This is a genomic window from Leclercia sp. Marseille-Q4284 (assembly GCF_916618945.1).
Taxonomy (GTDB): domain Bacteria; phylum Pseudomonadota; class Gammaproteobacteria; order Enterobacterales; family Enterobacteriaceae; genus Enterobacter; species Enterobacter tamurae.
This window is the reverse complement of record NZ_CAKAKG010000001.1, coordinates 1182296-1207906: the sequence shown is the minus strand read 5'-3', so window position 1 is coordinate 1207906 and position 25611 is coordinate 1182296. Positions and strand designations below refer to the sequence as shown.

The 25611-nt window shown below is 56.5% G+C and carries 22 protein-coding genes; 3 read left to right on the top strand and 19 right to left on the bottom strand.

The window, feature by feature from the left end; translation table 11 throughout:
- Positions 1-16 precede the first annotated feature (16 nt).
- The 7 genes from tap to LG383_RS05525 all read right to left on the bottom strand — a co-directional run bounded on the left by tap (position 17) and on the right by LG383_RS05525 (position 8632).
- Positions 17-1618, bottom strand: a complete 1602-nt coding sequence (tap, locus tag LG383_RS05555; protein ID WP_106993351.1) for a methyl-accepting chemotaxis protein IV — start codon at positions 1616-1618, stop codon at positions 17-19.
- Positions 1619-1662: 44 nt separating this feature from the next.
- Positions 1663-3318 (bottom strand): methyl-accepting chemotaxis protein II, encoded by a 1656-nt coding sequence (tar, locus tag LG383_RS05550; protein WP_106993352.1) that lies wholly within the window; start codon positions 3316-3318, stop codon positions 1663-1665.
- Between the two features lie 83 nt (positions 3319-3401).
- Complete coding sequence (locus LG383_RS05545; RefSeq protein WP_225758523.1) at positions 3402-4367, bottom strand: spore coat U domain-containing protein; 966 nt, start codon at positions 4365-4367, stop codon at positions 3402-3404.
- Positions 4364-6748 carry a fimbria/pilus outer membrane usher protein gene (locus LG383_RS05540; RefSeq protein WP_225758522.1) on the bottom strand — a complete coding sequence of 795 codons (2385 nt, stop codon included), beginning with the start codon at positions 6746-6748 and terminating at the stop codon, positions 4364-4366. Before LG383_RS05540 ends, LG383_RS05545 begins: the two co-directional genes overlap by 4 nt.
- Positions 6724-7443 carry a molecular chaperone gene (locus LG383_RS05535; RefSeq protein WP_225759507.1) on the bottom strand — a complete coding sequence of 240 codons (720 nt, stop codon included), beginning with the start codon at positions 7441-7443 and terminating at the stop codon, positions 6724-6726. The genes LG383_RS05540 and LG383_RS05535 overlap by 25 nt, the downstream gene beginning before the upstream one ends.
- A 55-nt stretch (positions 7444-7498) precedes the next feature.
- Positions 7499-7978, bottom strand: coding sequence for a spore coat U domain-containing protein (locus tag LG383_RS05530; protein ID WP_370635158.1), 480 nt, complete (start codon positions 7976-7978; stop codon positions 7499-7501).
- Between the two features lie 84 nt (positions 7979-8062).
- Positions 8063-8632, bottom strand: a complete 570-nt coding sequence (locus tag LG383_RS05525) for a spore coat protein U domain-containing protein (RefSeq protein ID WP_166182852.1) — start codon at positions 8630-8632, stop codon at positions 8063-8065.
- A 425-nt stretch (positions 8633-9057) separates the two neighbouring features.
- Between LG383_RS05525 and LG383_RS05520 the strand changes: the two genes are divergently transcribed.
- Positions 9058-10317, top strand: coding sequence for a dicarboxylate/amino acid:cation symporter (locus LG383_RS05520; RefSeq protein WP_225758520.1), 1260 nt, complete (start codon positions 9058-9060; stop codon positions 10315-10317).
- Positions 10318-10916: 599 nt separating this feature from the next.
- Here the strand turns inward: LG383_RS05520 and cheW are convergent.
- The 6 genes from cheW to flhD all read right to left on the bottom strand — a co-directional run bounded on the left by cheW (position 10917) and on the right by flhD (position 16345).
- Positions 10917-11420, bottom strand: a complete 504-nt coding sequence (gene cheW, locus LG383_RS05515) for a chemotaxis protein CheW (RefSeq protein ID WP_032611989.1) — start codon at positions 11418-11420, stop codon at positions 10917-10919.
- Between the two features lie 21 nt (positions 11421-11441).
- A complete protein-coding gene (gene cheA, locus LG383_RS05510) occupies positions 11442-13472 on the bottom strand; it encodes a chemotaxis protein CheA (protein ID WP_225758519.1) in 2031 nt (676 codons plus the stop codon).
- A 4-nt stretch (positions 13473-13476) separates the two neighbouring features.
- Complete coding sequence (gene motB / locus LG383_RS05505; protein ID WP_166182855.1) at positions 13477-14406, bottom strand: flagellar motor protein MotB; 930 nt, start codon at positions 14404-14406, stop codon at positions 13477-13479.
- Positions 14403-15290, bottom strand: a complete 888-nt coding sequence (motA, locus tag LG383_RS05500) for a flagellar motor stator protein MotA (RefSeq protein WP_032611994.1) — start codon at positions 15288-15290, stop codon at positions 14403-14405. Before motA ends, motB begins: the two co-directional genes overlap by 4 nt.
- A gap of 123 nt (positions 15291-15413) precedes the next feature.
- Complete coding sequence (gene flhC / locus LG383_RS05495) at positions 15414-15992, bottom strand: flagellar transcriptional regulator FlhC (protein ID WP_225758518.1); 579 nt, start codon at positions 15990-15992, stop codon at positions 15414-15416.
- A 2-nt stretch (positions 15993-15994) separates the two neighbouring features.
- Positions 15995-16345, bottom strand: a complete 351-nt coding sequence (gene flhD, locus LG383_RS05490) for a flagellar transcriptional regulator FlhD (RefSeq protein ID WP_106993361.1) — start codon at positions 16343-16345, stop codon at positions 15995-15997.
- A gap of 786 nt (positions 16346-17131) precedes the next feature.
- Here flhD and uspC point away from each other — a divergent pair.
- A complete protein-coding gene (gene uspC, locus LG383_RS05485; RefSeq protein WP_106993362.1) occupies positions 17132-17560 on the top strand; it encodes a universal stress protein UspC in 429 nt (142 codons plus the stop codon).
- 20 nt (positions 17561-17580) lie between these two features.
- Here uspC and otsA read toward each other — a convergent pair whose 3' ends face one another.
- The 6 genes from otsA to LG383_RS05455 form a co-directional block, all read right to left on the bottom strand.
- Positions 17581-19005, bottom strand: a complete 1425-nt coding sequence (otsA, locus tag LG383_RS05480) for an alpha,alpha-trehalose-phosphate synthase (RefSeq protein WP_106993363.1) — start codon at positions 19003-19005, stop codon at positions 17581-17583.
- A complete protein-coding gene (gene otsB, locus LG383_RS05475) occupies positions 18980-19786 on the bottom strand; it encodes a trehalose-phosphatase (RefSeq protein ID WP_106993364.1) in 807 nt (268 codons plus the stop codon). Before otsB ends, otsA begins: the two co-directional genes overlap by 26 nt.
- Before the next feature lie 175 nt (positions 19787-19961).
- A complete protein-coding gene (gene araH, locus LG383_RS05470) occupies positions 19962-20942 on the bottom strand; it encodes an arabinose ABC transporter permease AraH (RefSeq protein ID WP_106993365.1) in 981 nt (326 codons plus the stop codon).
- A gap of 14 nt (positions 20943-20956) precedes the next feature.
- Entirely contained in the window at positions 20957-22471 is a 1515-nt protein-coding gene (gene araG, locus LG383_RS05465; protein ID WP_225758517.1) for an L-arabinose ABC transporter ATP-binding protein AraG, read from the bottom strand.
- A gap of 69 nt (positions 22472-22540) precedes the next feature.
- Entirely contained in the window at positions 22541-23530 is a 990-nt protein-coding gene (araF, locus tag LG383_RS05460) for an arabinose ABC transporter substrate-binding protein AraF (protein WP_106993367.1), read from the bottom strand.
- A 313-nt stretch (positions 23531-23843) separates the two neighbouring features.
- Entirely contained in the window at positions 23844-24401 is a 558-nt protein-coding gene (locus LG383_RS05455; RefSeq protein WP_225758516.1) for a DJ-1 family glyoxalase III, read from the bottom strand.
- A 539-nt stretch (positions 24402-24940) separates the two neighbouring features.
- Between LG383_RS05455 and LG383_RS05450 the strand changes: the two genes are divergently transcribed.
- Positions 24941-25444 (top strand): non-heme ferritin-like protein, encoded by a 504-nt coding sequence (locus tag LG383_RS05450; RefSeq protein ID WP_225758515.1) that lies wholly within the window; start codon positions 24941-24943, stop codon positions 25442-25444.
- Positions 25445-25611 lie beyond the last annotated feature (167 nt).

Genomic DNA, 25611 nt, shown 5'->3' with positions numbered 1-25611 from the left:
TCTTACTTAATCACGTTCAGGTTCCGACTGGTACGGCCTGCGACCGCCCGACTTCTGTAACTGTTTCACTACGTTCATTCACATTAAATACCGCGACCAGCGAGGTGAGATGATCCGCCTGGCCGGCTAACTGGTCGGTGGCGGCCGCGGCTTCTTCTACCAGCGCGGCGTTCTGCTGTGTCACCTGATCCATCTGGCTCACTGCCAGCGCCACCTGCTCAATGCCGCGTCGCTGCTCATCGGATGCCGAGGCGATTTCACCCATGATGTCGTTCACCTGGGTGACCGAACTGACGATCTCGGTCATGGTTTTCGCGGCGGTATCCACCAGCTCTGAGCCCTGCTGTACCCGGGATACCGACTCTTCAATCAGCACCTTGATCTCTTTCGCCGCGTTGGCGCTGCGGCTGGCAAGATTACGGACTTCACCCGCCACCACCGCAAAGCCACGTCCCTGCTCGCCCGCACGGGCGGCTTCCACCGCGGCGTTCAGCGCCAGAATATTGGTCTGGAAGGCGATGCCATCGATAACGCTAATAATGTCGCCAATCTTCTGCGAACTGGTGGCGATCTGATTCATGGTGTTCGCCACGTGGGACGCCTGCTCGCCGCCCTTCTTCGCCGTCTGCGCCGCGCTTTTCGCCAGACCTGAGGCCTGACGGGCGTTGTCGGCGTTCTGCCCGACGGTGGCGGTCAACTGCTCCATGCTGGCCGCGGTTTGCGCCAGGGACGCCGCCTGCTGCTCGGTGCGCGACGAGAGATCGTTATTGCCTTCGGCAATCTCGGAGATCCCGGTGTGCATGGCATAACTGCCCTGACGCACCTCGGACACCGTTTCGCGCAGCGAGCCCTGCATCGCTTTCAGGCTGGCGAAAATTGCCGAAATTTCATTCTTGCCGTAGACCGCCACCGGCCGCGCCAGATCGCCCTTCGCGATGCTGTCGAAATGGCTGCTGATAATCGCCAGCGGCTGGACGATCATTCTGCGTGACCAGAACAGCGCGGCGCTGGTCAGGATCGCGGTCAGCACAATCATGGTGGCGAAAATCACGCCCGACATGTGGTAGCTGGTGCGACTGTCGTTACCCGCCGCCTGCACAAACTGGTTAATCTCCTGTTGCCAGGCCTCGGTGCTGGCATCAAACGCCGCCTGCGACGCCTGCACCGGCGCGGTGAGGAAATCTGACAGCTGGTTGTTTTCCAGCCAGGTAGCCTGATGATCCAGATCGCTGTACCACTGGCTAAAGGCGGTCTGCATCGCTTTTTTCAGCTCGCCGTCTTTGGCGCTGATCGCCGCCTGTTCGTTGAAGGTTTTGAACATGCCGTCAGCCTGTTTCAGGCTGCTGCGCGCGGTAGTCATCAGCGCCTTGATATCATCAGGCGGATAACTCAGCGCGGTCAGGGTGCCCGCTTTATTCAGCGCCGTGCTGGCCTGCAGCAGAACGGCGCGGCTCTGTGTAAGCAACGCCCGCTGCTGGTTGCTGCCCTGCATCTCCTGCAAATTCTGATAACCATCGCGAAAAGCCCAAAATGACAAGCCATTACTGCCAACCTGCAACACCCCGCAGACAATCAAAATCAAAAACAGGGTGGTCGAGATACGAATACGATTAAACATCCACGCTCCCATTTAGCGGCCAGCAGCCGCGATTTAACGTTCGATCAAAATGTTTCCCAGTTCTCATCTTTTCCGGTCGTCAGCGCGCGTACCTGCGCCGGTGCATTGACCGGCGCTGCCGGCTGATGGCTGGCACGCGATGACCCCGTTTTTCCAGGTGCAGAAGTAAGTCGAAACGCCGAAACGGCCATCTTCAGACGGCTCGCCTGCTCTTCCAGTTGCGCCGCAGCGGTGGCGGACTCCTGAACCAGCGCGGCGTTTTGTTGTGTGACGCGATCCATTTCCGATACCGCCAGGGCGACCTGGTCGATACCACGACTCTGCTCATCCGAGGCCGAGGCGATTTCCCCCATGATGTCGGTCACGCGCGTTACCGCGTTGACGATGTCATTCATGGTTTCTCCCGCGCTTTCCACCAGCACCGAGCCGGTATCCACGCGCGCGACAGAATCTTCAATCAGGGCTTTGATCTCTTTCGCCGCATTGGCGCTGCGGCTGGCGAGGTTACGCACTTCACCAGCCACCACGGCAAAACCACGCCCCTGCTCACCGGCACGGGCGGCTTCAACCGCGGCGTTCAGCGCCAGGATGTTGGTCTGGAAGGCGATGCCGTCGATCACGCTGATGATGTCAGCGATCTTCTTCGAACTGCCGGCGATGTCGTGCATGGTTTTCACCACCCCATCCACCACCTTGCCGCCTTTCTGAGCGGTTTCTGAGGCGCTGTTCGCCAGCTGTGACGCCTGACGGGCGTTGTCGGCGTTCTGCTTCACGGTGGCAGTTAACTGCTCCATGCTCGCCGCGGTCTCTTCCAGGGCCGACGCCTGCTGTTCGGTGCGGGAGGAGAGATCGTTGTTGCCCATCGCGATTTCGCTGGTGCCGGTGTAGATGGCATCCGAGCCCTGGCGCACGTTAGCCACCGTCTCGCTCAGGGAGCGCTGCATATGGTCAACGGTAACCGCCAGCTGGGTGATTTCGCTGCGTCCGGCAATCGCCAGGGTATGGGTCAGATCGCCACTGGCAATCTGACGAATATGCTCGATAACGCGGTTCAACGGATTAAGCAGGGTATGGCGAATACCGTACCAGACCCCGACCAGCACGATCGCCAGCGCCAGGGCGAGGATCCCCATCTGCCATTTGGCAAAAGTGTAATCCGCCACGCTGGCGTTGAACGCCTCCTGGTTGCGGGCATCAGACGCGGAGACATAATCCCGCAGGGCGGTGCCGAGCGCGTTCTGCTTTGACTGGGTGGCCTGAGCAAAATAGGCGTCCATATTGCCGCTCTCAAGGAACTGGATCAGCTCCGTCAGGGCCGCAGCATAGTCCTGATATTTGTCATTGATGGTCTGGCTCACCTGCGCCATTGACGGCTGTGGCGTGATGGCGCTGTAGGCCTTGAAGTGTTTGTCCGCTTCCGCCAGCGTGGTGCGGGCGCTGTTGATCAGCTCAGGCTGCGGCTTAGAGGGATCCGTCGCCATGCGCGCGGAGGCACGGCTCAGGTTGATGCGCGTTTGCAGCAGGTAATCCCAGCTGGAGGTGATTTCGCTTTGTTGAACACGGAATTGGTTAGAAACCGCAAAACTGTCCTGGTTAGCCTTAATGGATGAGAAAAACAGACTGCCGGAAATAAGCTGCAGCAGTGCGAAGACAACCAGCACCAGCATCAGCATTGTGACAACGCGCATACGGTTCAACATACAACACCTTCTTATGAATTTGTTCTCGGTGTTATCGGCACAACTGACAGGAACTTTACATTTGCGAAAGGGAAAAGCGAGGGTCAGAACGCGACGTCGACGACCAGGGTGTCGCTGTAGTTACCGGCGGGTGGGGTGGCCTGAGTGGTCAGGACGCGAGCGGTATAGTTGTAGCTGCGCAGCAGCCCGTCGGCGCTTACCTGGGAGGAGGCACCACTGGACCAGCGTTCGCTGCCGCTGCTGCCCCAGCGATTGGCGGTAGCTTCTTTATAGATCTCATAGCTCATGCGGTTATTGCCGCTGGCCATCCGGCGCACGTTATTGCTGGCGTTAGCGCCGTTATTAATGCCGATGGTATAGACGCTGCCCTTGGTGCAGATGACCGAGATGGCCTGCGAGACGGTGGGGAAATTCTGCACCAGCGGCGCGCTGTTGAAGTTGACGTTTGGAGTGGTCATCGCGCTGCAGTCGTTGGTGACCGTCATGTTGAGGGTCAGGCTGACCGGCGTGGTGCCGGTTTGTGCGGAGGTACAGAGCCCCAGCGCCCCCAGCGCGCAGACGCTGTAGCTGACGTTGAAATTGAGGGTCACCTGATAGGGCCCGGCGCTGACGTTCTGCCCGGCGACGGTGCGAAAATAGAGCGGGATGTTGTACTGCCTTGACCCAAGCAGGCCCAGCAGCGATGAACCGCTCCAGGTATAGGCTTTGCCGATCTGCACTTCGCTGCTGGCGTTGCAGGTAGTCTGGCCGCACAGGCGAGTGGGGATCACGTCGGTGATGGTAGCATTATCGGTGCGCTTCATCGTCCCGCGACTGCTGGCGGCGATGGAGGCGCCGGTGAAGTTGAGCGTCACTGAGTCATTGGTCAGCAGGTTAAGCACCGTATCGCAGTTCACCACCAGCGTCCCGGTGGTGGCCACTTCATTGCTGCCGCTGAGGGCAAACGAGGTGACGCTGCCAAAGCTGGCATTGACGGTGCTGACCCGGCACGCTCCCCAGCTGGTCGCCGAAAACAGGATCAGCATCACCAGCAGCAGGAGGCGTTTCATGGTGCCACCCGACAGGTCAGCGGCCCGTAGGTTTGCAGCTTATGCTCCGGGTTCGCCGTCAGGGTCAGGGTAATACGACAGCCTTTGCCGTCCGGGGTGATGACCTCCAGCGGGTTGACGTCCGCCAGATCCTCCAGCCAGGCAAGCCCGTCATAGCCCACCACCACCGGCTCCCGCCCCTGGCGTCGCACCTGGCTGCCGAGGGGGATCGCTTCCCCTGCCCCGTCATGAAGGATCACGCTGGCCACCCGCTCCTGCTCCATCGGGAAATCGACCAGATAGCCGCTGTTGCGCCGCAGGGCGACGCGGCGCTCGGTCTCCTTCAGGCGGGTGTCGGCGGGGAAATTGAGGGTGTTGATGCTGTAGCTGGCCGGATAATAGGCCGATACGCCGCTGATCAGCAGATAGCCGTTGCGGTTGGTTTTACCCACCGGCTGGTTCTCATAGCTGACCGGCACGTCCGGCTGCCCGTCGGTGCTGACCACCACGAAGGCGTCGTTGATTTTGTTGGCGGCAAACAGCTCGCCGTCCATCAGCACCACCGCCCCCATCGCCTCGCCCCACCAGGTCATCATGTCGCGGTCGCCGTAGCCGCCGCCCTGCAGCTCGATGTTGTTATTGCGCCAGCCCAGCGTGGCCTGCTGATAGTTGCTGGCCTGCGACTGGCGCGCCCACGCCATATTCCAGCTGAAGCCGCCGTCGGTGGGCATCGAGTGGTTGTAGTTGAGGCGCTGAGTGCTCCCGGCGTCCGGGGTATTTTCCAGCGTGATGGCGGCGCTGTCGCGCTCGCCGAGGGGGATCTGCAGCGACAGGGCCACCGTCCAGTCGCCCTGCTGCTGATCCCGGCTGGCAGCGAGGTAAATACTGCTGCTGCCCCACAGGTTACGGCTCCAGGAGAGGTTCAGCAGCTCGGTTTTCTGATCGTCGAAACTCTGCACGCCGATCCATGCCGCACCAATATTGCCGAAGTCGCCGAGGTTAAAAGTCAGGGAGTACTGATCGGTATTGCGGCTCAGGCTGGCGATGGGCTGGTTATATTCATCATAAACGGTGGGCTGATCGTAGAGGGCGAGGTTGCCGAAGCCGCGATCGCGACGGCTGTGCTGGGTGGCAATGCTGAAGGCGTTAGTGCTGTACTGGTAGCCCCAGTTTACCTGCCCGCCGGTGTCGCCGCGCATTTTGCTCTGGGTCCAGGCGCTGTTCACTACCCCCAGCCGCCCGAGTTTGACGATGGTTCCGGCCCCGCCCAGCGCCAATTCTTCCGCCCCTTCGACGTGCCCTTCCAGCGTCAGCCAGTCGGTAAGGCCATAGCGATACGAGCCGCTGCCCGCCGCCGGGCCGTAGTCAAAATTCTCGATACCGTAGTTGCGGCGCAGGCTGCCGAGGGTCATGGCCCCGTCGCTGAGCCCCTGGCGGAGCAGATCGCTGGTGACGTAGAACGGCATGGTGGTGCTCACCTGACGACCCAGCGCATCGGTGGTGACCAGCACCGCATCCCCGGCGCCGTTGATGTAAGGCAGATTGGTGAGGGTGAAGGGTCCCGGCTGCAAACGGGTCGAGCCCGCACGGTAGCCGTTGACGAACAGATCCACTGAGGTAGGTACCGCCGCTTCACCGGAGAATTCCGGTAATGGCCAGGTGACGAGGTCCGGGCGCAGGGAGAAATCGCGGCCATAGCTGATGCCGCCCATGCGCACGCTGCTGCTCCAGCTCAGGGCATCACTGATCACATCCCCGGCGGTCCAGGTGGTGGCATTCTCTTCGTCGGTAATCATCAGGGTGGTGTCGTAGCGCACGTACCCCTCCTGCTGCCCGCTGCCGCCGGAGAGGTTTTTCCGCACGTAACCGGTGGAGGATAACGATCCCCGGTCGTCAAAATAGCGCAACTCATGCCACAGGGAGGCCTGGCCGCCGCTGTGCTCGGTGTGGTTGGTATAAAAGTCGTAGTTGAGCAGCGCTCCTTTGCCAAAATGGGGCGTGCTGCGCGCCATCTGCCCGCTGAAGGGGGTGACGCGGGCGCCGATCCACTCTCGCGGCACGCTGAGCAACAGCCGTTGCCCGGTGCTGTCGTACTCGGTGCGCACCTCCGGCAGGCGGCTGACATTTACCTCCCCCGGCGGGACCTGTTCGGCGGGCAAACCCGCGCGGCGCAGATCGGCGCTGGCGACCAGATACTCCTCCTGCCGCCGGGTGACGGGCACCACCAGCCCGGTGTCATAATGGTTAACGACCAGCACCAGCTGGAACACCGCCTCGTCATTGACCGACTGCGGCACCGGCGGTGGAGGCAGCATATCATCACCAGGATCGGCCCAGCTTGCGGAGCTGACGCAGAGCAGGATAAGCATCGACGGCTTCAGTTGACGGGGGCCGACTGCCATTGCGTATCCCGGGCATTAATTTCCGCACGCATCTGGTTCGGCTGGCTGATCCCTGACGGAAGCGGCCAGCTACGGGCGCTGCCCGGTAGCACGTAACCCAGCAGGCCATCCGCGAGGGTACGATTTTGTCCCCCCTGCTGCAGCGTGACCTGGCTCAGGCGGACATGCACATTGCCCTGGTTGCGGACCTGCAGAGCGGGTTGGCCATTCTCACGGATCACCCGCCAGTTGAGATCCCGCGTCTCGGCCAGGGCGTGGTGCGCCCCGTCCTTGATGGTGGCGATCCCCTGCCCGTAGACAAACAGCGGTATGGAGTAACGCATCTGCAGTTTGAGTCCCATCTGCGGGGTCGCCTTATCCTGCGGCTGAGGGATTTCGTCCACGATAATACGGTAGGCTTGCTCGACACCAGCCGGCACCTCGCTCTGTTTGATCAGGCGGATTAACTGCTTGCTGCCCTTGGCAATAGTGACGATCGGCGGGCTGGCGACTACCTCCTGCTGCGCGGTATAGCGTTCAAGACCATTCTCCTGACGCCAGCGAACAATTCGCACCTGCATGGTGGTGGCGCTGTTGCCCTGATTCTGTACCCACAGTTCCGTGGCTTTGGTATCCGCCGACAGCCACGGGTCGATAGGCCACAGCAGAATGGTGGCCGCCCCGTGGGCGGTGTTGAGCGTTGCACCCAGCGCCATCAGCAGACAGAGCGTACGCGTTCCCGAAAGTGCCTTCATCGTCCTTCTCCCTTTATCACCACGACAGGGTCACGGTGAGTTGATCGGAATAATTTCCAGCCGGGCTGAACCCGGTCAGAAGCGCCACACCAAAGAGCGGTAGCGCAATGTTGTTGCTGTTGGTGTATGTCACAGACACCGCCTGGTTAACCCCGATCTCACTGTTGGCCGCCAGGGAACTGCTGCTGTACAGGCGGTACGCCACCCGATCGGTTGCCCCGGAGCGCTGCATATTGCGCACCGAGGTATAATACTGGCCCCCGTCGATACTCATGCTCAGCGCCACGCCTGGCGTGCAGGCGATGGACAGCGAACCGTTCGGCACAAAGCTGGTATTCACCGATCCCCGTGCCACCCCGCTGTGGGTGCCAAAGTTCAGGGTGCCCAGCAGGCCACCGCTGCCTGCGGCGACGGAACAGCCGGGGGTGATGGTGGCGCTCACCTGAAAGGATTGCGTCGTCACCGCCTCGCTGGTTCCCGCCGCAAGCAGCAGCATGCTCAGGCTAAAAAGAGCGCGCAGTTTTCCCTCTCCCCGGTGATGGAGCTTTTGGTTATTCACGCGCATTAAAACGTGCTGGCGCTAATAGGTGACGCTGACGTTGATGGTGTCGGTGTAGGTGCCTGGCACCACGGTGACGCTGTTGCCCCCACCGGTGATGCGGCCGTACAGGGTGTAGCTGTCAACGCCCCCGGCGGTGGAGGTCACTGGCAACGGGGCGTTGTTGGCGATGATGTTGTTAAATCCGCCGTCGCTGAACAGGCTGTAGGCCACGCCCTGACTGGTATTGGATGTATTCACCAGATAGCGCGCGGGAGTACCCGGCGTGCCGACTACGGTGCCGGGAGCCGTCGAGTTGGTATTCCCGGTGATCGCTACCGTGTAGCTGGCGGTGGTGCATTGAATGGTGAAGGTGTTGCCGCCGCTGGCCCCGGTCAACTGGGTGGTCAGCGTGGAGAAGGTCGCCGGATGAGTACCGAAATCGAGGGTACCGAAGTTAATGCCGTCCTGCGTTGGCGAGCCGTTAATCAGGCAACCGTTGGTTAACGTCAAGGTTGCGCCGATGGTGCCGCTGCTGGTAACGGCCTGGCTATTGCCGGCTGCCATCGCCAGAACGCCGCCGGAAAACAGCATCAGGAGCTTTTTATTCATTTTCCACCCTCCAGAAAATGTCACGTGCGGTTATCAATTTTTTGATAACGCTCAGTCTGTTAGCACCCATCAGGCCACTGCCAGGGTGGTTATTGTGAAATTTAGTTTATGGATACAATCTCAACAACTTTTTGCAACAATACTCATACACTTACCGTATTGACACATTTTTACTTATTAAAACATGTGGATACGCAATGTAACCCGCCGCGTTTTAAACAAACCGGGAGGATATATTGATTACAATGTGATATAGATCACAATATATCGTCACGCAGCCATTAACAAAACTGATAAATATTAAAAAAATATTGAAAAGCGCGCTTTTTTACTTCAACGTAGGTTATGAATCATTCATGTGCTGAATAATTAAAATTAGATACATCAGCTGTTTAATTTCACCTTTTCGTTAATGAGGTATTTTGGTGGCAAGTGCAAACCGACTCACGATCTTCATCGTGGTCTTTATGCTGGCGGGCATCCTGTCCGGGGCAGTCATTCATGAGTACGCGTCCCCTGACGCAATCGCAGCCTGGTCAGATAACATCACGTTATTAACCGATATCTTTTTACGCCTGATTAAAATGGTCATTGCGCCGCTGGTGTTCAGCACCCTGACGGTGGGGATTATGCGTCTGGGCGAGACCGCCACCATTGGCCGAGTGGGCGGTAAAGCGATGGTGTGGTTTATCAGCTCGTCGGTGCTCTCCATCCTGGTCGGGCTGTTTATCGTCACCCTGCTCCACCCGGGCAGCGGCCTGAATCTGGCCGTTCCGGCCGGCGCGGTCGAGACCGGGCTGGCGACGGGGGGGATGTCGCTGAAAGGTTTCCTTTCCCACACCATCCCCACCAGCATCGTCGGGGCGATGGCTAATAACGAGATCCTACAAATTGTGGTGTTCTCGATGTTCTTCGGCATTGGCGGCGCGTCGCTGGGGGAGAAGTTTAACGCCCCGCTGGTGGCCGCGCTGGACGTGGTCTCCCACATCATGCTGAAAGTGACCGGCTACGTGATGTACGTTGCGCCGCTGGCGATCTTCGCCGCCATCTCCTCGGTGATCGCCACCCAGGGGCTGGGGATTTTGCTCAACTACGCCTCGTTTATTGGCGGGTATTACCTGGCGATCGTCCTCACCTGTCTGGTGCTGGTGGCGGTGGGTTATATGGTGCTGAAAAACGAGATCTTCCGTCTGGTGAGCATGCTGAAAGATCCGGTCCTGGTGGCCTTTACCACCAGCAGTTCGGAAGCGGCTTACCCTAAAACGCTGGAGCAGCTGACCCGCTTTGGCTGCTCGCGCAATATCGTCTCGTTTGTGCTGCCGATTGGGTATTCGTTTAACCTGGTGGGGTCGATGGTCTACTGCTCGTTTGCCTCGATGTTTATCGCCCAGGCGTACAATATTCAGCTGACGTTTTCGGAAATCACGGTGCTGATGTTAACCCTGATGCTGGCCTCAAAAGGGATTGCCGGGGTACCGCGCTCGGCGCTGGTGGTGCTGGCGGCGACTATCCCGAGTTTCCATATTCCGGTGGCGGGGATTTTGCTGCTGATGGGAATCGATCACTTCCTGGATATGGGGCGGTCAGCGATTAACGTGTTGGGGAACGGCGTGGCGACAGCGATGCTGGCGCAGAATGAGGGGCTGCTGGAGGATGAGGTGGAGCTGGCTAGCCAGGAAGCTTAAGTCTTATGTAAAAATTGTGGAAACGTTCCGTTCACTATAACTCTTTCGCCATATGTACTCCCCGCTGCGGTGAACGTGTTAAGGGGGCTATCGCCGCCCCCTTAACAATCCCGGCTCCCGGCAAAGAAAATCGCCGCTTCGCGGTCCCTTCGGCTTATTCCCTTCGGCTATCGGGTCGGGCGTGATCCTACATCCCTGTAGGTCACGCCCTCTCGGCGCATCCATGCGCCTCGCCCCGGCCTGCGGTCAACGCCTCAGCGATTTTCAGCCGGACTATTACCCCCTCCAGCTTCTCCGTCGCCTGAATGTGGCACGGGTGTTGAGTCCCCGCTGAAATCGGCGAACCGGAGACCGGATGGCAAGGGCTGGACGCCATGGATGGCGGCCAGAGGCGAATCGAGACAGGATGTCGAGTTGAGCCGACCGCAGACAGCAGGTCGTGAGGTGAGCGTAGTGCGAAGCACCGATTTCGTCGCGGGGCCGCGGGGATTGATAAGGGGGCCGCGGTGGCCCCCTTATCCCGTTCACGGGCTGTGCAAGTAACATATTCCCCGTTCTTAAAGTGAACGGAAAAGCCCACGAATGTTACATTTAAGAAATTAAGCTACGTGACTTGCCGCCACATCCAGTAACGCCATCTCGTCGCTGTTCAGCAGCTTCTCGATGTTCACCAGAATCAGCATACGATCGCCCAGCGCACCCAGGCCGGTCAGGTATTCGGTGGACAGCGTCACAGCAAATTCCGGTGCCGGGCGGATCTGTTCGGCGGTCAGGGAGAGCACGTCAGAGACCCCGTCAACCACGATCCCGACCACGCGCTGGCCCAGATTGAGCACGATCACCACGGTATTGTCATCATACTCCACGTCGCCCTGGCTGAACTTCACGCGCAGGTCGACGATGGGCACGATAACGCCACGCAGGTTGGTCACGCCTTTGATGAAATCAGGCGTGTTGGCGATGCGGGTCACCTGATCATAGCCACGGATTTCCTGCACTTTCAGAATGTCGATACCGTATTCTTCGTCACCTAAAGTGAAAACCAGGAATTCCTGCCCTGATGGCTCGCCGGCCAGCTTGGTTACATTACTCATACCGGTCATTTTTTTACCTTCTTAACTGAATCAGGCGGCTGTGTGCGCCATACGTTGTTCACGATTTAATCCCTGAAGCGCCGAAACATCGACGATCAGCGCCACGCTACCATCCCCGAGGATGGTGGCGGCTGAAATACCTGGTACCTTGCGGTAGTTGCTCTCAAGGTTCTTCACCACCACCTGATGCTGACCAATCAGCTGATCGACCAGCAGCGCATAGCGGCGACCCGCGCTCTGCAGGATCACTACGATCCCCTGTGTGGCTTCGGTTTTGGCGCCGTCCACGTCGAACACTTTCCACAGCTCCACCAACGGCAGGTACTCGCCACGCACTTCAAGTACGCGCTCACCGCCCGCCAGCGGATGTAAATCTTCTTCACGCGGCTGGAGTGATTCCATCACCGCGTTCAGCGGCAGAATAAACACTTCGCCCGCCACTTTGACCGACATGCCGTCGAGGATCGCCAGCGTCAGCGGGAGCAGGATTCGAATGGTGGTACCGGACCCCTGCTTCGACTTGATCTCAACGTGGCCGCCCATCTCCTGGATGTTACGTTTCACCACATCCATGCCCACGCCACGGCCGGAGACGTCCGTCACCTGCTCGGCGGTAGAGAAGCCCGGAGCGAAGATCAGCATGCCCACTTCTTCGTCGGTCATGTTTTCGTTGACCGCCATCCCCTGCGACATCGCTTTGGCCAGGATGCGCTCACGGTTCAGGCCTGCGCCGTCATCGGTCACTTCGATACAGATGTTCCCGCCCTGGTGTTCCGCAGATAGGATCAGGTTCCCGACCGGGGATTTCCCTGCGGCAACGCGGTTTTCCGGCAGCTCGATCCCGTGGTCGAGGCTGTTACGCACCAGGTGCGTTAACGGGTCGATAATGCGCTCAATCAGGCTCTTATCCAGCTCGGTGGAGCTGCCCATCAGCGTCAGTTCGATCTGCTTATTCAGCTTAGTGGCCAGGTCGCGCACCAGGCGCGGGAAGCGGCTGAAGACGTACTCCATCGGCATCATACGGATGGACATCACCGATTCCTGCAGGTCACGGGCGTTACGTTGTAACTGGCCCATGCTGGTGATCAGGTCCCCGTGGTTTACCGGGTCCAGTTCGTTTGAACGCTGGGCCAGCATCGACTGGGTGATCACCAGTTCGCCGACCAGGTTGATCAGCTGATCCACCTTCTCTACCGCTACGCGGATACTGGTGGATTCGCTGGAGCGGGCGGCCGGTTTTTCACGTTCGCCACGGTTTGGTGCAGCGGCTTCGCCCGGAACGGCCTTCAGCACGGGTGCCGCCGGTGCCACTGCCGGTACCGCAGGCGCGGCCTCCACCACTTCAGCGACGTCGGCAGCCTCGGCAACCGGTGCATCCGCAACCGCTTCAAAGTCGATCTGCTCAGGCTCAATCACAAAGCAGAGCACCGCGACCACGTCATCTTTGCCGATGCCGCCATCGAGGGTCGCAGCCAGCGTGTCCTTGCCTTTTACCACGTTACTCAGCGTCGCCAGATTGCTCAGCTCCTCTTCCAGCAGATTCACTTCGCTCTCTTTCAGACCGGAGAGCACCACGCGCACGCGGTCGTCAAGGGCTGGCGCGGCCGTCGGGGCGGCATCAACGACGCTCAGTTTTGCCGGGCTGACGGCAACGGCTGCCGTCTCACCTTTGGCTTCCAGCGCTAACTGACGCAGGGCGTGGCAGATATATTCGAAGCTGGCAGCATCCGGCTCTTGCGAGCTTTTATAGGCATCGAGCTGTTCCTGCATAATATCTTTCGTTTCCAAAAACAGGTTAATAATGTCGGTATTGAGCTGCATCTCACCGCGTCGGGCCTCATCCAGCAGGTTCTCCATCAGATGGGTCGTCTCCTGCAGAATGGTAAAGCCAAACGTACCGGCGCCTCCTTTTATGGAGTGGGCTGCACGAAATATGGCGTTGAGCTGCTCTGAATCCGGTGCCTCGGGCACCAGGTCCAGCAAATGTTGCTCCATATCCGCCAACAGTTCGTCGGCTTCATCAAAAAACGTCTGGTAAAAATCGCTAATATCCATGCTCACGCTATCACCTCGGATTGGCTGGTGGCGATGTTGGAACGGCAGCCGACGGCACAGGGCCTGGCTGTTTTAAATCATCCAGTGACTCATTTTTACTTTCGGCGTTTTCATGCAGGATGGCCTGCTCCGCCTGCTGGTTGAGCACTAAGAGACTAATTCGACGGTTGATGGCATCTTCCGGTCCGCGGTCGGTCACACGCATGGTGGCGGCCATGCCGACAACCCGCAGCACCTTGCCATCGTCCAGTCCGCCGATCACCAGCTCACGACGGGATGCGTTGGCACGATCCGCAGAGAGCTCCCAGTTGCTGTACCCTTTTTCGCCACCGGCGTAAGGGAAGTCATCGGTGTGACCGGAAAGACTGATTCGGTTTGGGATCCCGTTCAACACCGGGGCAATCCCGCGCAGAATATCGCGCATATAGGGTTCCACGTCGGCGCTGCCGGTTTTAAACATCGGACGGTTCTGGCTGTCGATAATCTGAATGCGCAGCCCCTCCTGAACAAGATCGATCTTCAGGTGCGGACGCAGGGCACGCAGCTTCGGATCCGCTTCGATCAGCTGATCCAGATCGCCACGCAGTTTCTTCAGGCGCGCCTGTTCCATGCGTCTTTTCAGCTCATCAATGTTGGGCTCGCGCTTCACTTCACCCTGCTTCTGCGTGTAATCATCCCCACCGCCCGGGATCGGACTGTCGCTGTTGGAAATACGCGGGCCACTCGACACCGCGGTCGCCAGCGGGGTGCGGAAATACTCTGCTATCTGAATCAGCTCTTTCGGGCTGGAGATAGAGATCAGCCACATCACCAGGAAGAACGCCATCATCGCGGTCATAAAGTCCGCATAGGCGATTTTCCAGGAGCCACCATGATGGCCCCCGTGGCCTTTGTGCTTGCGCTTTTTGACTATGACGATGGGATGGGACTGATTTTTCATGCGTCCTCAGTGCTCGTCTGCTGGTTTGGGTTCTTCACCGCGCGCACGTGCTCTTCGAGTTCGATAAACGACGGACGCTCGCTGGAGTACAGGGTTTTACGGCCAAACTCTACCGCAATCGGCGGAGCATAACCGTTCAGGTTGGAGAGCAGCGTGATTTTGACGCACTGCATCATTTTGGTGGTTTCAGCACTCTTCTGGCGTAATACGGTGGCCAGCGGAGAGATAAAACCGTACGCCAGCAGGATCCCGAGGAAGGTCCCCACCATGGCGTGGGCAATCAGCGCCCCCAGCTCTGCCGCCGGACGATCCGCAGAGGCCAGGGCGTGAACCACCCCCATCACCGCCGCCACGATACCGAACGCCGGCAAGGAGTCGCCGACCATCGCCAGGCTGTTGGCCGGCACTTCCGCTTCGTTTTCGTGAGTTTCGATCTCTTCATCCATCAGCGCTTCGATTTCGAAGGTGTTCATGTTGCCGCTGATGATCAGACGCAGATAGTCGACGATAAATTCGAGCATCATCGAGTCCGCCAGGATCCGCGGATAGCTGGCGAAGATCTCGCTCTCTTTGGGGTTCTCGATATCACGTTCCAGAGAGAACATCCCCTGTTGACGCGACTTGGCCATCAGGCGATAGAGCAGCGCCAGCAGGTCCATATACATACTTTTGGTGTATTTCGAACGACGGAACAGTAACGGCAACGCTTTTAACGTTCCCTTGATCGCCTTGCCGTTGTTGCCAACGATAAATGCACCCACCCCTGCACCGCCGATTATAACCAGCTCGGCCGGTTGATAGAGTGCCCCAAGGTGCCCGCCGGTCATCATGTAACCGCCGAAAACTGTACCGAGAACTACCAGGTAACCTAATACGATAAGCACGACATCATCCTTCCGCTAGTGACTTTAGCCAGAGGACACAGTTCGGGGGTTTACCTGTTCGCGGGGCAAAAAAAAGCAGCGGTAATTGCTTACCGCTGCTGGAGTCTTGCCCGTACGTTCGGGTTAAACAGCCTGTTTGATCTGTTCATCCAGCAGTTGTGGATTACTATCGGCAACATCCCGGGAAAGTTTACGTCTTTTTACCGCACGAGACGGCGGTTGGCACAAACTGCAGGCAAAGCTGCCGGCAGGCTGGTGAGCGTGGGTGATAAAGTTACCGCTGCAGGAGTTGCAGCGAGATAATTCAAGCAATCCGCTCTCAACAAAACGCACCAGCGTCCATGCACGAGTCAGTGCCAGCAGCGGACCCTCTTCAGGCTGCGGGCACTGCTCGAGATACAGTTTGTACGCTTTAATGACTGCATCAACACCGGTGCATAAACCGGTCTTGAGCAGATACTGCCAGGCATTACAGAACATGGAAGCATGAATATTCTGCTCCCACGTCATAAACCAGTCGGTAGAAAACGGCAGCATGCCTTTTGGCGGCGGGCTACCGCGTAATTCTTTATACAGTTTGATAAGACGACCACGGCTCAGCTGTGTCTCGCTTTCAAGCATCTGCAAACGAGCACCAAGCGTAATCAGCTCCATCGCCAGTTGAATGTCACGCGCTTCCTGAACAATGCTCTTCTCACTCATGATTACGCTCTTTTCTTACGGGCTGCGTCATCAGGCTGGCTAATGTCGTTAAGCAAACGAGTAGAAAGCAAAATACCGGTGTGAACCTGCTGCAGATCGTCCACGCGGGACTCCTGAGTCAACTGGGTCACGGTCTGGTGACTATCGAAACGGAACTGGCACACTAACTGGTTAGTTTCGGCCAGTTTGACCATCTGTGGCAACGTTAAGCCGCCAAGTGTTGTCGCCATCTCTTCATGAATACCCAGGCGAAACATCGCCGAGGCTTTGTCCTGGCTAATCAAACGTTGTGCAAGCAATAAATATGACAGGTTGATGTCATAAATGTGTTTTAGCAATTCGGATGTGTTCATTTTCCCTTCCCGAATAACACTATATTCTTGTGCGGTAGACCGCACCCCGTGATGTCGCCGGGAAAACCCCGGTAAAAAAAAGAAGAAAAGGCTAAAACGCTAGTTGAATTAAGTTCTGTATTGATGAATCTCGTAAAGAAAAACAATAATTGCTTCCTGACAGTTATCACTTCTTACAATTAACTAAGATTTTTCCTAATTCGGTGCAACTCTACCCGTCCGATGTAGGACATACAATGCAGCCTCGCCTGAAATTTAAAATAAATGTGATCCACGTCACATAATTTAGGTGAATTTGAACCAAAAATCCATCAGTATCACTTCTAAATTGTCTGTTTAATGAACAAATAACCGCCAGATATATTCTTTCTGGTCGAATATTCATGCACAAGTATGAACAAAACCGGCACGTTACTTGCCTGGGGTTGACAAATTACAAATCGCCTAAACCCCTTAATATATCTAAGATAGAAACAGTGGATTAAGCGATTGAAAATAAAGTAATTAAATCAGCGTCAATACGTAAGTTTTTTCTTACGTTTACGGCTGGATAAATGTTGCAAAGGGGTTAATCCCCTTGTTTTTGAGGGGGTTTTATTTGTATGATTTCCGTTAAGTTAGCCGTTTTAACCCCCTAAGCAGGGTTTAGCACTATTCATTACATAAGAATATTTAATGAATAATTATGATAACCATCACATGAATGTCATATCCCCCCTTGCGTAAGTAAAAAAAGCGCGCTAAAGGTGAGGGATCGCTAATGTACAGCCAGGTCCGGAGGGTACTATGAGTTACTCCCATATCCTTGTTTCTGTTTCTGTTTCTCCCGAAAGCCATCAACTGGTTGCCAAAGCGGTGGCCATCGCCCGGCCGACCCAGGCCCGCATCACCCTCGTCACGCTTTCCGCCGATCCCGAGATGTACAATCAACTGGCCGCACCGATGCTGGAAGATATTCGTGGCGTTATTCAGGAGGAAACCCAGCAATTTCTGGACGAACTTATTGCGCGTGCAGAATATCCCATCGCCCAGACACTTTGTGCGTCAGGGGAATTAAGCACGAGGATACTTGATATATGTCAAAATCAGGAGGTCGACCTGGTGATTTGTGGCAATCATAATCACAGTTTTTTTTCGCGGACAGCCTGTTGCGCAAAGACAATCGTTAGCAACAGTAAAGTTGATGTGCTGTTAATTCCACTCAGCGCAGTGTAATGCGCTGAGTGAATTTATTTTCAGGCAAGTTTAGGGAAGGTTGCGACCTTTTTTTGCAGGTTGCTCTCCACGCTGCGAGGGGTGATCTGGTTCAGGTCCTCGATGAAACGCGCCTGCCAGCGATCGATATCGTTCTCACGAATCACCTTCATCATCTCCGCGTGGCGTGAAATACGCTCCGTAAGCGGCATATCCAGCGCCCGGTGCAGGGCGTTGGCGACATCATCCCGATCGTAAGGATTGACGATCAGCGCCGAAGTCAGCTCATTGGCCGCACCGGCAAACTGCGACAGCACCAGCACACCCGGATCGGCCGGGTCCTGCGCGGCGACGTACTCTTTCGCCACCAGGTTCATGCCATCACGCAGCGGCGTCACCAGCCCGACATCCGCATAGCGGAACACCTTCATCAGGATCTTGCGTTCAAAATGCTGATTGAGATAGAACAGCGGGGTCCAGCCCAGCTGACCATAGCGACCGTTGATGCGCCCGGCTTCGTTTTCAAGCTGATGACGAATGTCCTGATAAGCCTGCACCTCACCGCGCGAGGTCGGTGCGATTTGGGTGTAGCGGATCTTACCGTGGTGCTCGGGATATTTCTCCAGCAGGGTCTCGTAAGCCTGGAAGCGTTCCGGCAACCCTTTGGAATAATCGAGACGCTCAACGGAGAAGATGTTTTTTACGTTCTTAAGCTCTTCTTTCAGCTGCGCAAGCTTCGGCGGCAGCGGCCCGGAGGCCTGACCGGCAATCTCGTCCGGCTCAATACCAATTGGATAGACCTCGGTGCGGAAGCGCTTGCCCCAGGCGGAGTGCGAATCATCGTCATGGGCCGTCAGCCGCGTTTTGCTGGCTACGCTGTCGAGGAAGGCCAGTCGGTCGTTTTCGGTCTGGAAGCCCAGCAGATCGTAATCGCAGAGCGCTTCGAGCAGCTCGTCGCTGGGCGGCAGCGCGTTGAAAATCTCCGGAGTCGGGAACGGGATATGCAGGAAGAAGCCGATGCGGTTGTTAATGCCGCGCTTACGCAGCTCGCTGGCAAACGGCAGCAGATGGTAATCGTGTACCCACACCGTGTCGTCCTGCTGGACTAACGGCTGTAGTTTATCGGCCAGCAGGCTATTTACTCGCGAATACCCTTCCCAGGCCTCGCGCTTAAACTTCACCAGGTCGAGGCGATAGTGGAAGGCTGGCCACAGCACAGCGTTAGAGAACTGGCTGTAATATTCATCGTAATTCTGTTCACTAAGATTAAACGAGGCCCAGGTGATGTTCCCGCGGGTCACCTTTTTTAGCGGTTTATCCTCGTTACCAATCTCTCCACTCCAGCCAAACCAGAGCCCCCCCGTACTTTTTAACGCCCCCAGCACCCCTACAGCCAGTCCACCTGCGCTGGCTTTTTTGTCGTCCGGGGGAGCGATGCGATTAGAAACTACGATCAAGCGACCCATAAGGTTTTCTCCTGTTAATTTGCGCTATTTCTTTTTCTTGTTGATGGTTAGCGGCTTTTATTACCCATTGCCAGACATCGGGCACCGTCGCCAGCCGCCAGCTAGCTTTGGTATCGCCCGCGCCGACTTTTACTGATACCCCTTTAAGCTGGTTGACCACCTCAAAGCCATGCTCATCGGTCAGGTCATCGCCAAAGAACACCGGCGTTCTGCCGAGGAAAGGCGCTTCATGCATAAAGGCAGAAATGGCTTCGCCTTTGTGGATGCCCCTCGGTTTAATTTCTACGACACATTTACCCGGCTGCAGTGACAGCTGCGGATTGTCACGCACTACCTGCTCCGCCAGGTTAAACACTTCCTGCTCATACTGGGGCGCCTGGCGATAGTGGAGCGCAAACGCCATCCCTTTAGCCTCAAGCTCGGTACCAGGCAGATATAAAAGCGCCGTCGTCAACTGCGCATGCAGCGTCTGGACCAGATCAGGAGGAAGGGAAACGGTTTGCAGATGACCATGGATGTCGCGGCGCTCCGCCCCGTGTACACCGGCAAGCGGAAAACGGTAGGGACCGGCGAGCTGATCCAGCTCGGCGATTGAACGCCCTGATATCAATGCCAGTGCCCCCTGGTTCAGCTGCGCGAGCTGATTCAGCGCCTCTAACACTTCTACGGGAACTGCCACCTCATCGGGGTGCGGCTTGATTGTTGCCAGAGTCCCGTCGAGGTCAAAAAAGTACGCATAGTTTTCAGTTAGTAATGGCGGTGAAGTTAACGTATCGGCCACCCTGATCCTCCTTACAGTTGGCGAGATGAAAAACTGTTAACATCTCAGTAGCAGTGTAAGTATAGACAGTGTGACGAGGCTCGCCATTTGACAACCCCCTTCCCGCTGCGGCTGGAAAGGGGGTTAAGGTCGCGACTACACTTAAAAGTTAGGTCGCGGAAGGGAGGAAAACCGGTTAAACCGTACGCTTCGCTTTTTGTTTGTAACGGTCGAAGATCACCGCTGCAAGCAGGATTAGGCCACGTACCACATACTGCGAGAACGGAGAGATGTTCAACAGGTTCATGGCGTTCTCCACCGTCCCGAGTATCAGGATCCCCGCCACCACATATGAGATTTTTCCGATGCCGCCTTTGAGCGATACGCCCCCCAAAACGCAGGCTGAGATGACGATCAGCTCATAACCGATAGAGGTCATCGGCTGGCCGCTGGTCATACGCGAGGCCAGAATAATCCCCGCCGCCGCCGACACCAGACCGGAGAGCACGAAGATAATAATCTTGGTGCGCACCACCGGGACACCAGCCAGACGCGCCGCCTCTTCATTACCACCAATCGCCAGGGTGTTACGGCCAAAGGTGGTTCTGTTCAGCAGAAAACCAAAGATAATCAGACACCCTACCGTCAGCCAGATAGGCGCCGGCAGGCCCAGCCAGTTGGCGTAGCCGAGGGTGAAGAAGCGTTCGTCTTCAATCCCCACCGCTTTACCGTCAGAGATGATATAGGCCAGCCCGCGCACGATCTGCATGGTAGCGAGGGTAGTGATCAGGGCGTTGATTTTCAGCCGGGCGATAACGAAGCCGTTGACCAGCCCGCTGAGCATGCCGAGCAGTAGCCCCGCCGCTACGCCAATCCACAGGCTTTCGGTCATATTGATGACTACCGCGGTGGTAACCCCGGCGCAGGCGATGACCGAGGCCACCGACAGGTCGAAGTCGCCGGATGCCAGACAGAACAGCATCCCGCAGGCGACCATCCCGGACATGGAGATCGCCAGACCCAGCCCCTTCATATTAATGAAGGTGGCGAAATTAGGTACAAAGATGGCGCAGCCGAGGAACAGCGCGGCAAAAACCACCAGCATGCCGTATTGATCCCAGATGCGCCCGAAGCTGAAGGCCGATTTCGGCGCTCCGGATGTAGTGACAGAGGACATCTTATTCTCCTTACTCAGGCGACAGCCTGGCTGACTTTAGGCATGGCGAGGCTTAAGGCCTGCTGTTCATTCGCCTGTTCATGAAGCAATTCACCGGCAATGGCCCCTTCGCGCATCACCACGATACGGTCGGCCACACCCAGCACTTCCGGCAGATCGCTGGAGGCGAAGAGCACCGCCACGCCGCGTTTTGCCAGAGCGTAAATCACGTTATAAATTTCGTGCTTCGCCCCCACGTCGATACCGCGGGTCGGCTCATCCAGCAGGATCACCTTCATCTCTTCCGACAGCCAGCGGCCCAGGATGGCCTTCTGCTGGTTGCCGCCGGAGAGGTTCATGATCAGCTGCTCAGCGCCCGGGGTTTTGATATTGAGCGAGCGAATGTGGTGATCGGCATTGCTGACCTCCCACGTATCGTTAATCAGACACCCGGCACGAATGGTCTTACGGCGCGCCGAGATATTGATGTTATCCCGCACCGAGTGCACCGGGATGATTCCCTCGGCTTTACGGTCTTCCGGGCAGAGCATCATCCCTGCGCGAATGGCGTGCGCCGGTTTCTGAATGTCGACCAGTTGCCCGTCGATAAACACCTGACCGCCGGTAATGCGGGTGCCGCCAAACAGCCCTTTCATCAGCTCGCTGCGCCCTGCCCCCACCAGCCCGAACAGGCCGACGATTTCACCGCTGCGCACGGTAAGGCTGATCGGCGTGCGTACGCCCGGGGCTTTCACCTCCTGCAGACGCAGCAGCTCGCCGCCGTACTGGCGCGACTCCCAGTGATAGATATCGCCCAGCTCGCGGCCCACCATCGCCTGCACCAGTTGGTCGTGATTGACCTGCTGCATATCAGTGAAGGTACGAACATACCGGCCATCCTTAAACACGGTGATGGCATCGCTGAGGGCAAAAATCTCTTCCATACGGTGCGACACGTACAGAATGATGCGCCCCTCTTTACGCAGCTCGCGGATCACCCGGAACAGGTTTTCGATCTCGCGCGCTGAGAGCGAGCTGGTTGGTTCATCAAAGGCGATGACTTTGGCATTGCGCGCCAGCGCTTTGGCGATCTCCACCATCTGCCACTGGCCGATGGAGAGATACTTGAGCGGGGTCTGGGGATCGATATCCAGCCCGAGGTGTTTCAGCTGCAGCCCGGCTTCATAGTTGAGCAGCGAACGGTTAACGAAGCCGCCCTTATGGGGAAGTTGACCGAGATAAATATTTTCTGCGACGGTCATCTCAGGGACCAGATGCAGCTCCTGGTAGATGATGGCGACGCCGGCGTTCAGCGCGGCGGTGGTGTCCGCAAAGGCGACCTCTTTGCCCTGTAACGCCAGGGTTCCCGTCGTGGGGGCGTAGTTACCGCTGAGGATCTTCAGCAGCGTGGATTTTCCGGCGCCGTTCTCCCCCATCAGGGCATGAACCTGACCCGGGTAGCAGTCAAAGCTGATGTCGGTCAGCGCGTTGACACCGGGAAAGGTTTTGCCGATGCCGCGAAATGAGAGATAGGGTTCAGACTGGTGCATAACATCTCCGGGGAACGAGTAGTGAACGTCTGGCCCCCCGTTAATGCCGGGGGGCGCAATCACAGTAAATTACTTACCGCCCAGTCCTTTTTTCTCCAGCTCGGCTTTGAAGTTGTCACGGGTGATCAGCACCACGTCGGTCACTTCAGTAAATTTCGCTGGCTCTGCCCCTTTGGTCACCCAGTTGTAAAGCATTTCGCTGGATTTGTAGCCGTGAACGTCCGGGCTTGGCAGCAGGGAGCCGTAGAAGCCGGTGGCCTGCCCTTTAGAGAGTTCGCTCACCGCATCCACACCGTTGATGCCGATCCCGATCACGTCTGCCGCTTTGAAGCCCTGGCCTTCAGTGGCGCGCACGCCGCCGAGCACGGTGTTGTCGTTCATCCCGACCACCAGCCAGTGTTTGACTTCAGAGTGCTGAACCAGCATAGAGTTGGCCGCATCGAAGGCGCCCGGGATGTCGTTAGATTTGGTTGGCACTTTGTAGATCTGTTTTTCCGGGAAGCCGGCCGCTTTCAGGGCATCCATCGAACCGGTGGTACGACGGCGCGCGGTATCCAGCTCGTCAGCCGTAATGGCCATCACGGCGGTGTCTTTCACATCCCAGCCGCGTTTTTGCATCTCTTTATACAACTCCTGGCCCTGACGCTCGCCGATTTTGGTCGCCGCCATCATCACCAGAGGAACGGTATCCATCGGCGCGCCTTTGGCGTTGACGAACTGATCGTCCACCGCGATAACCTTCATGTCGTAACCGCGCGCTTTCGCCACGATGGCGGCGCCCAGTTTTGGATCCGGAGTACAGATGACAAACCCTTTCGCGCCGCTGGCCGCCAGGCTATCGATGGCGTTCAGCGTTTTTTCACCGTCCGGCACGGCAATTTTGATCACTTCGAAGCCCAAATCTTTCCCGGCTTTATCAGCGAATTTCCACTCCGTCTGGAACCACGGCTCTTCCGGCTGCTTCACCAGGAAACCGAGCTTTAAGTTCTCCGCCATAGCGGATTGTGACATAACGGCAGCCAGACCGATGGCCGCCAGCGCTTTAGTAAATTTGTGCATGGTTAACTCCAGCTTTAGCGTTCTAATTTGTAGGGAAACAACTTCTCAATTTTGTTTAATCGGACGTAAAACAACGCATTAGCGCCAAAGGTGTTAAAAGCGCATTTGCTTGAGATAGTTTTAGCGGGAAATTAATCATCCATAAGAGAGCGCCATCACACCGCAGAATTACAGTAATTGCGTACATACATTCAGCGAGAAATGACATAAATGCGGAGATATTTGTCAGACAATTAGAAAGGGTTAAAGCAGATTAGTCCATAAGTTCAGCCAGGATATCCTTGTTAGACGGGCGCACGCGCGCCCGGCGATCTTACCAGGGATAGTAGATGTGTTCGGCGTGCTCGCGAACCTGGGCCTCATCGCCCAGCAGGCGCGCGGCGAGGGTCAGGGCGAAGTCGAAGGCATGACCCAGGCCTTTGCCGCTGATGAGGTTGCCCTCTTCCACTACCGGGGCATCGACATAGACGCCGTCCTGAACCGCCTGCCAGAGATCCCCCGAGCAGACATAGCGACGGCCTTTGAGCAAGCCGTTCCCGCCCAGCACGCGCGCGGCGGCGGAACAGATCGGGGCGATAATCTTGCCCGCTTCGTCATGCGCAGCGACAAAACGCACCACCTCTGCGCTGGCGGCGAGGTTAACGCTGCCCTGCGGGCCGCCCGGTAAAACCACGGCGTCGTAGTACGTATCGATTTTGTTGCTCAGGGTGTGGTCTGCAACCATCGGGATATTATGGTAGCTCACCACCGCGCGCGACCCGTCGCAGGCCAGGGTCTCTACCTCAATATTGAGACGGCGCAGAATGTCGATGGTAATGATCGCTTCCGCCTCTTCAAATCCGGGTGCCAGCAGCACCGCAACCTTTGCCATAAAAAAACTCCTTCAGATTAAAACAATGTTTCATTTTCTCAGAGTGCGGGACGGCAAACTTCCTGTTGGATCACATATCCCACGCTTTCCCGCAAAAATGATCTGGCGCAATTTTCACCAGGTGTAAAAAATGTTTAAATATAAGAATTATCTCTATTCCGCCTGGCGGAAATTATTATCAATTTATGTGCTAAACGCCCGTCTCACGGTTATCCGGTAAAACATTAAATGCCGCAATCGATCAGCTCGCCTCGTTTTTATAAATTTATATAAATTACATAGAGTTAAATATTTTCACCTTCCAGACAGATCGCTCTGATCTCTTCGCAATTTTTAATTGCTGATGGGAGGTAAGGTTTAGTAAGAATATATTTATAAGGATTTTCTTATAAACCATCCGCTGTTATTATTATTTTTAACCGATGACTGAAGTGAATAAGGGATCACATACAGGGAAAACAGAATGCTTTTATTCTGAAGTGAACTATCGTTAATGATGATTATTTTTTAGGTTACATTACGAAGAAAAGGGAATGGATATGGCTGCCTCGGATATGATCAACAAGCTCAATACGCAGATGAACCTGGAGTTTCACGCGTCAAACCTCTCTTTGCACCTCAGCGAGTGGTGTTCAGAACATCAATTTACCGGTTCCGCAACCTTCCTGCGCACCCAGGCGCAGAGCAACGTCACCCAGATGATGCGCGTTTTCGATTTTCTGAAAGCCTCTGGCGCGATGCCAGTTCTGAAACCGGTGGATATGAGTGATGAAGACTGTAGCTGCCTGGAAGCGGTTTTCCAGCGTACGCTGGAGGAATATGAACAACGCTGCCAGACGCTGAATCAATTAACGGATGAAGCGCGAAAAATGGAAGATATCTCTACGCTTAACTTCCTGCATGATATTGAAAAAGAGCAACAGCAGGATGGGGTGTTACTCAAGACCGTCCTCGATGAAGTTCGCCAGGCCCGTAGCACCGGCATGGGACTGGAACAGACCGATCGTCACCTGCTGAACGTCGTCAACTGTCAGCATCACTGATCCTGCGCTTTACATGACTTACCCGGCCTGTGCCGGGTAATTTTGTTTCAGAACCACCAACCCTTTGCTTTTATTAATCTTTAACAAATCCGATCTGGCTCCCACCGAATAACCCTACTCCGTGTAATGATTTGCGAGAATTTCATTTTCACAGACGAGGGAAACGT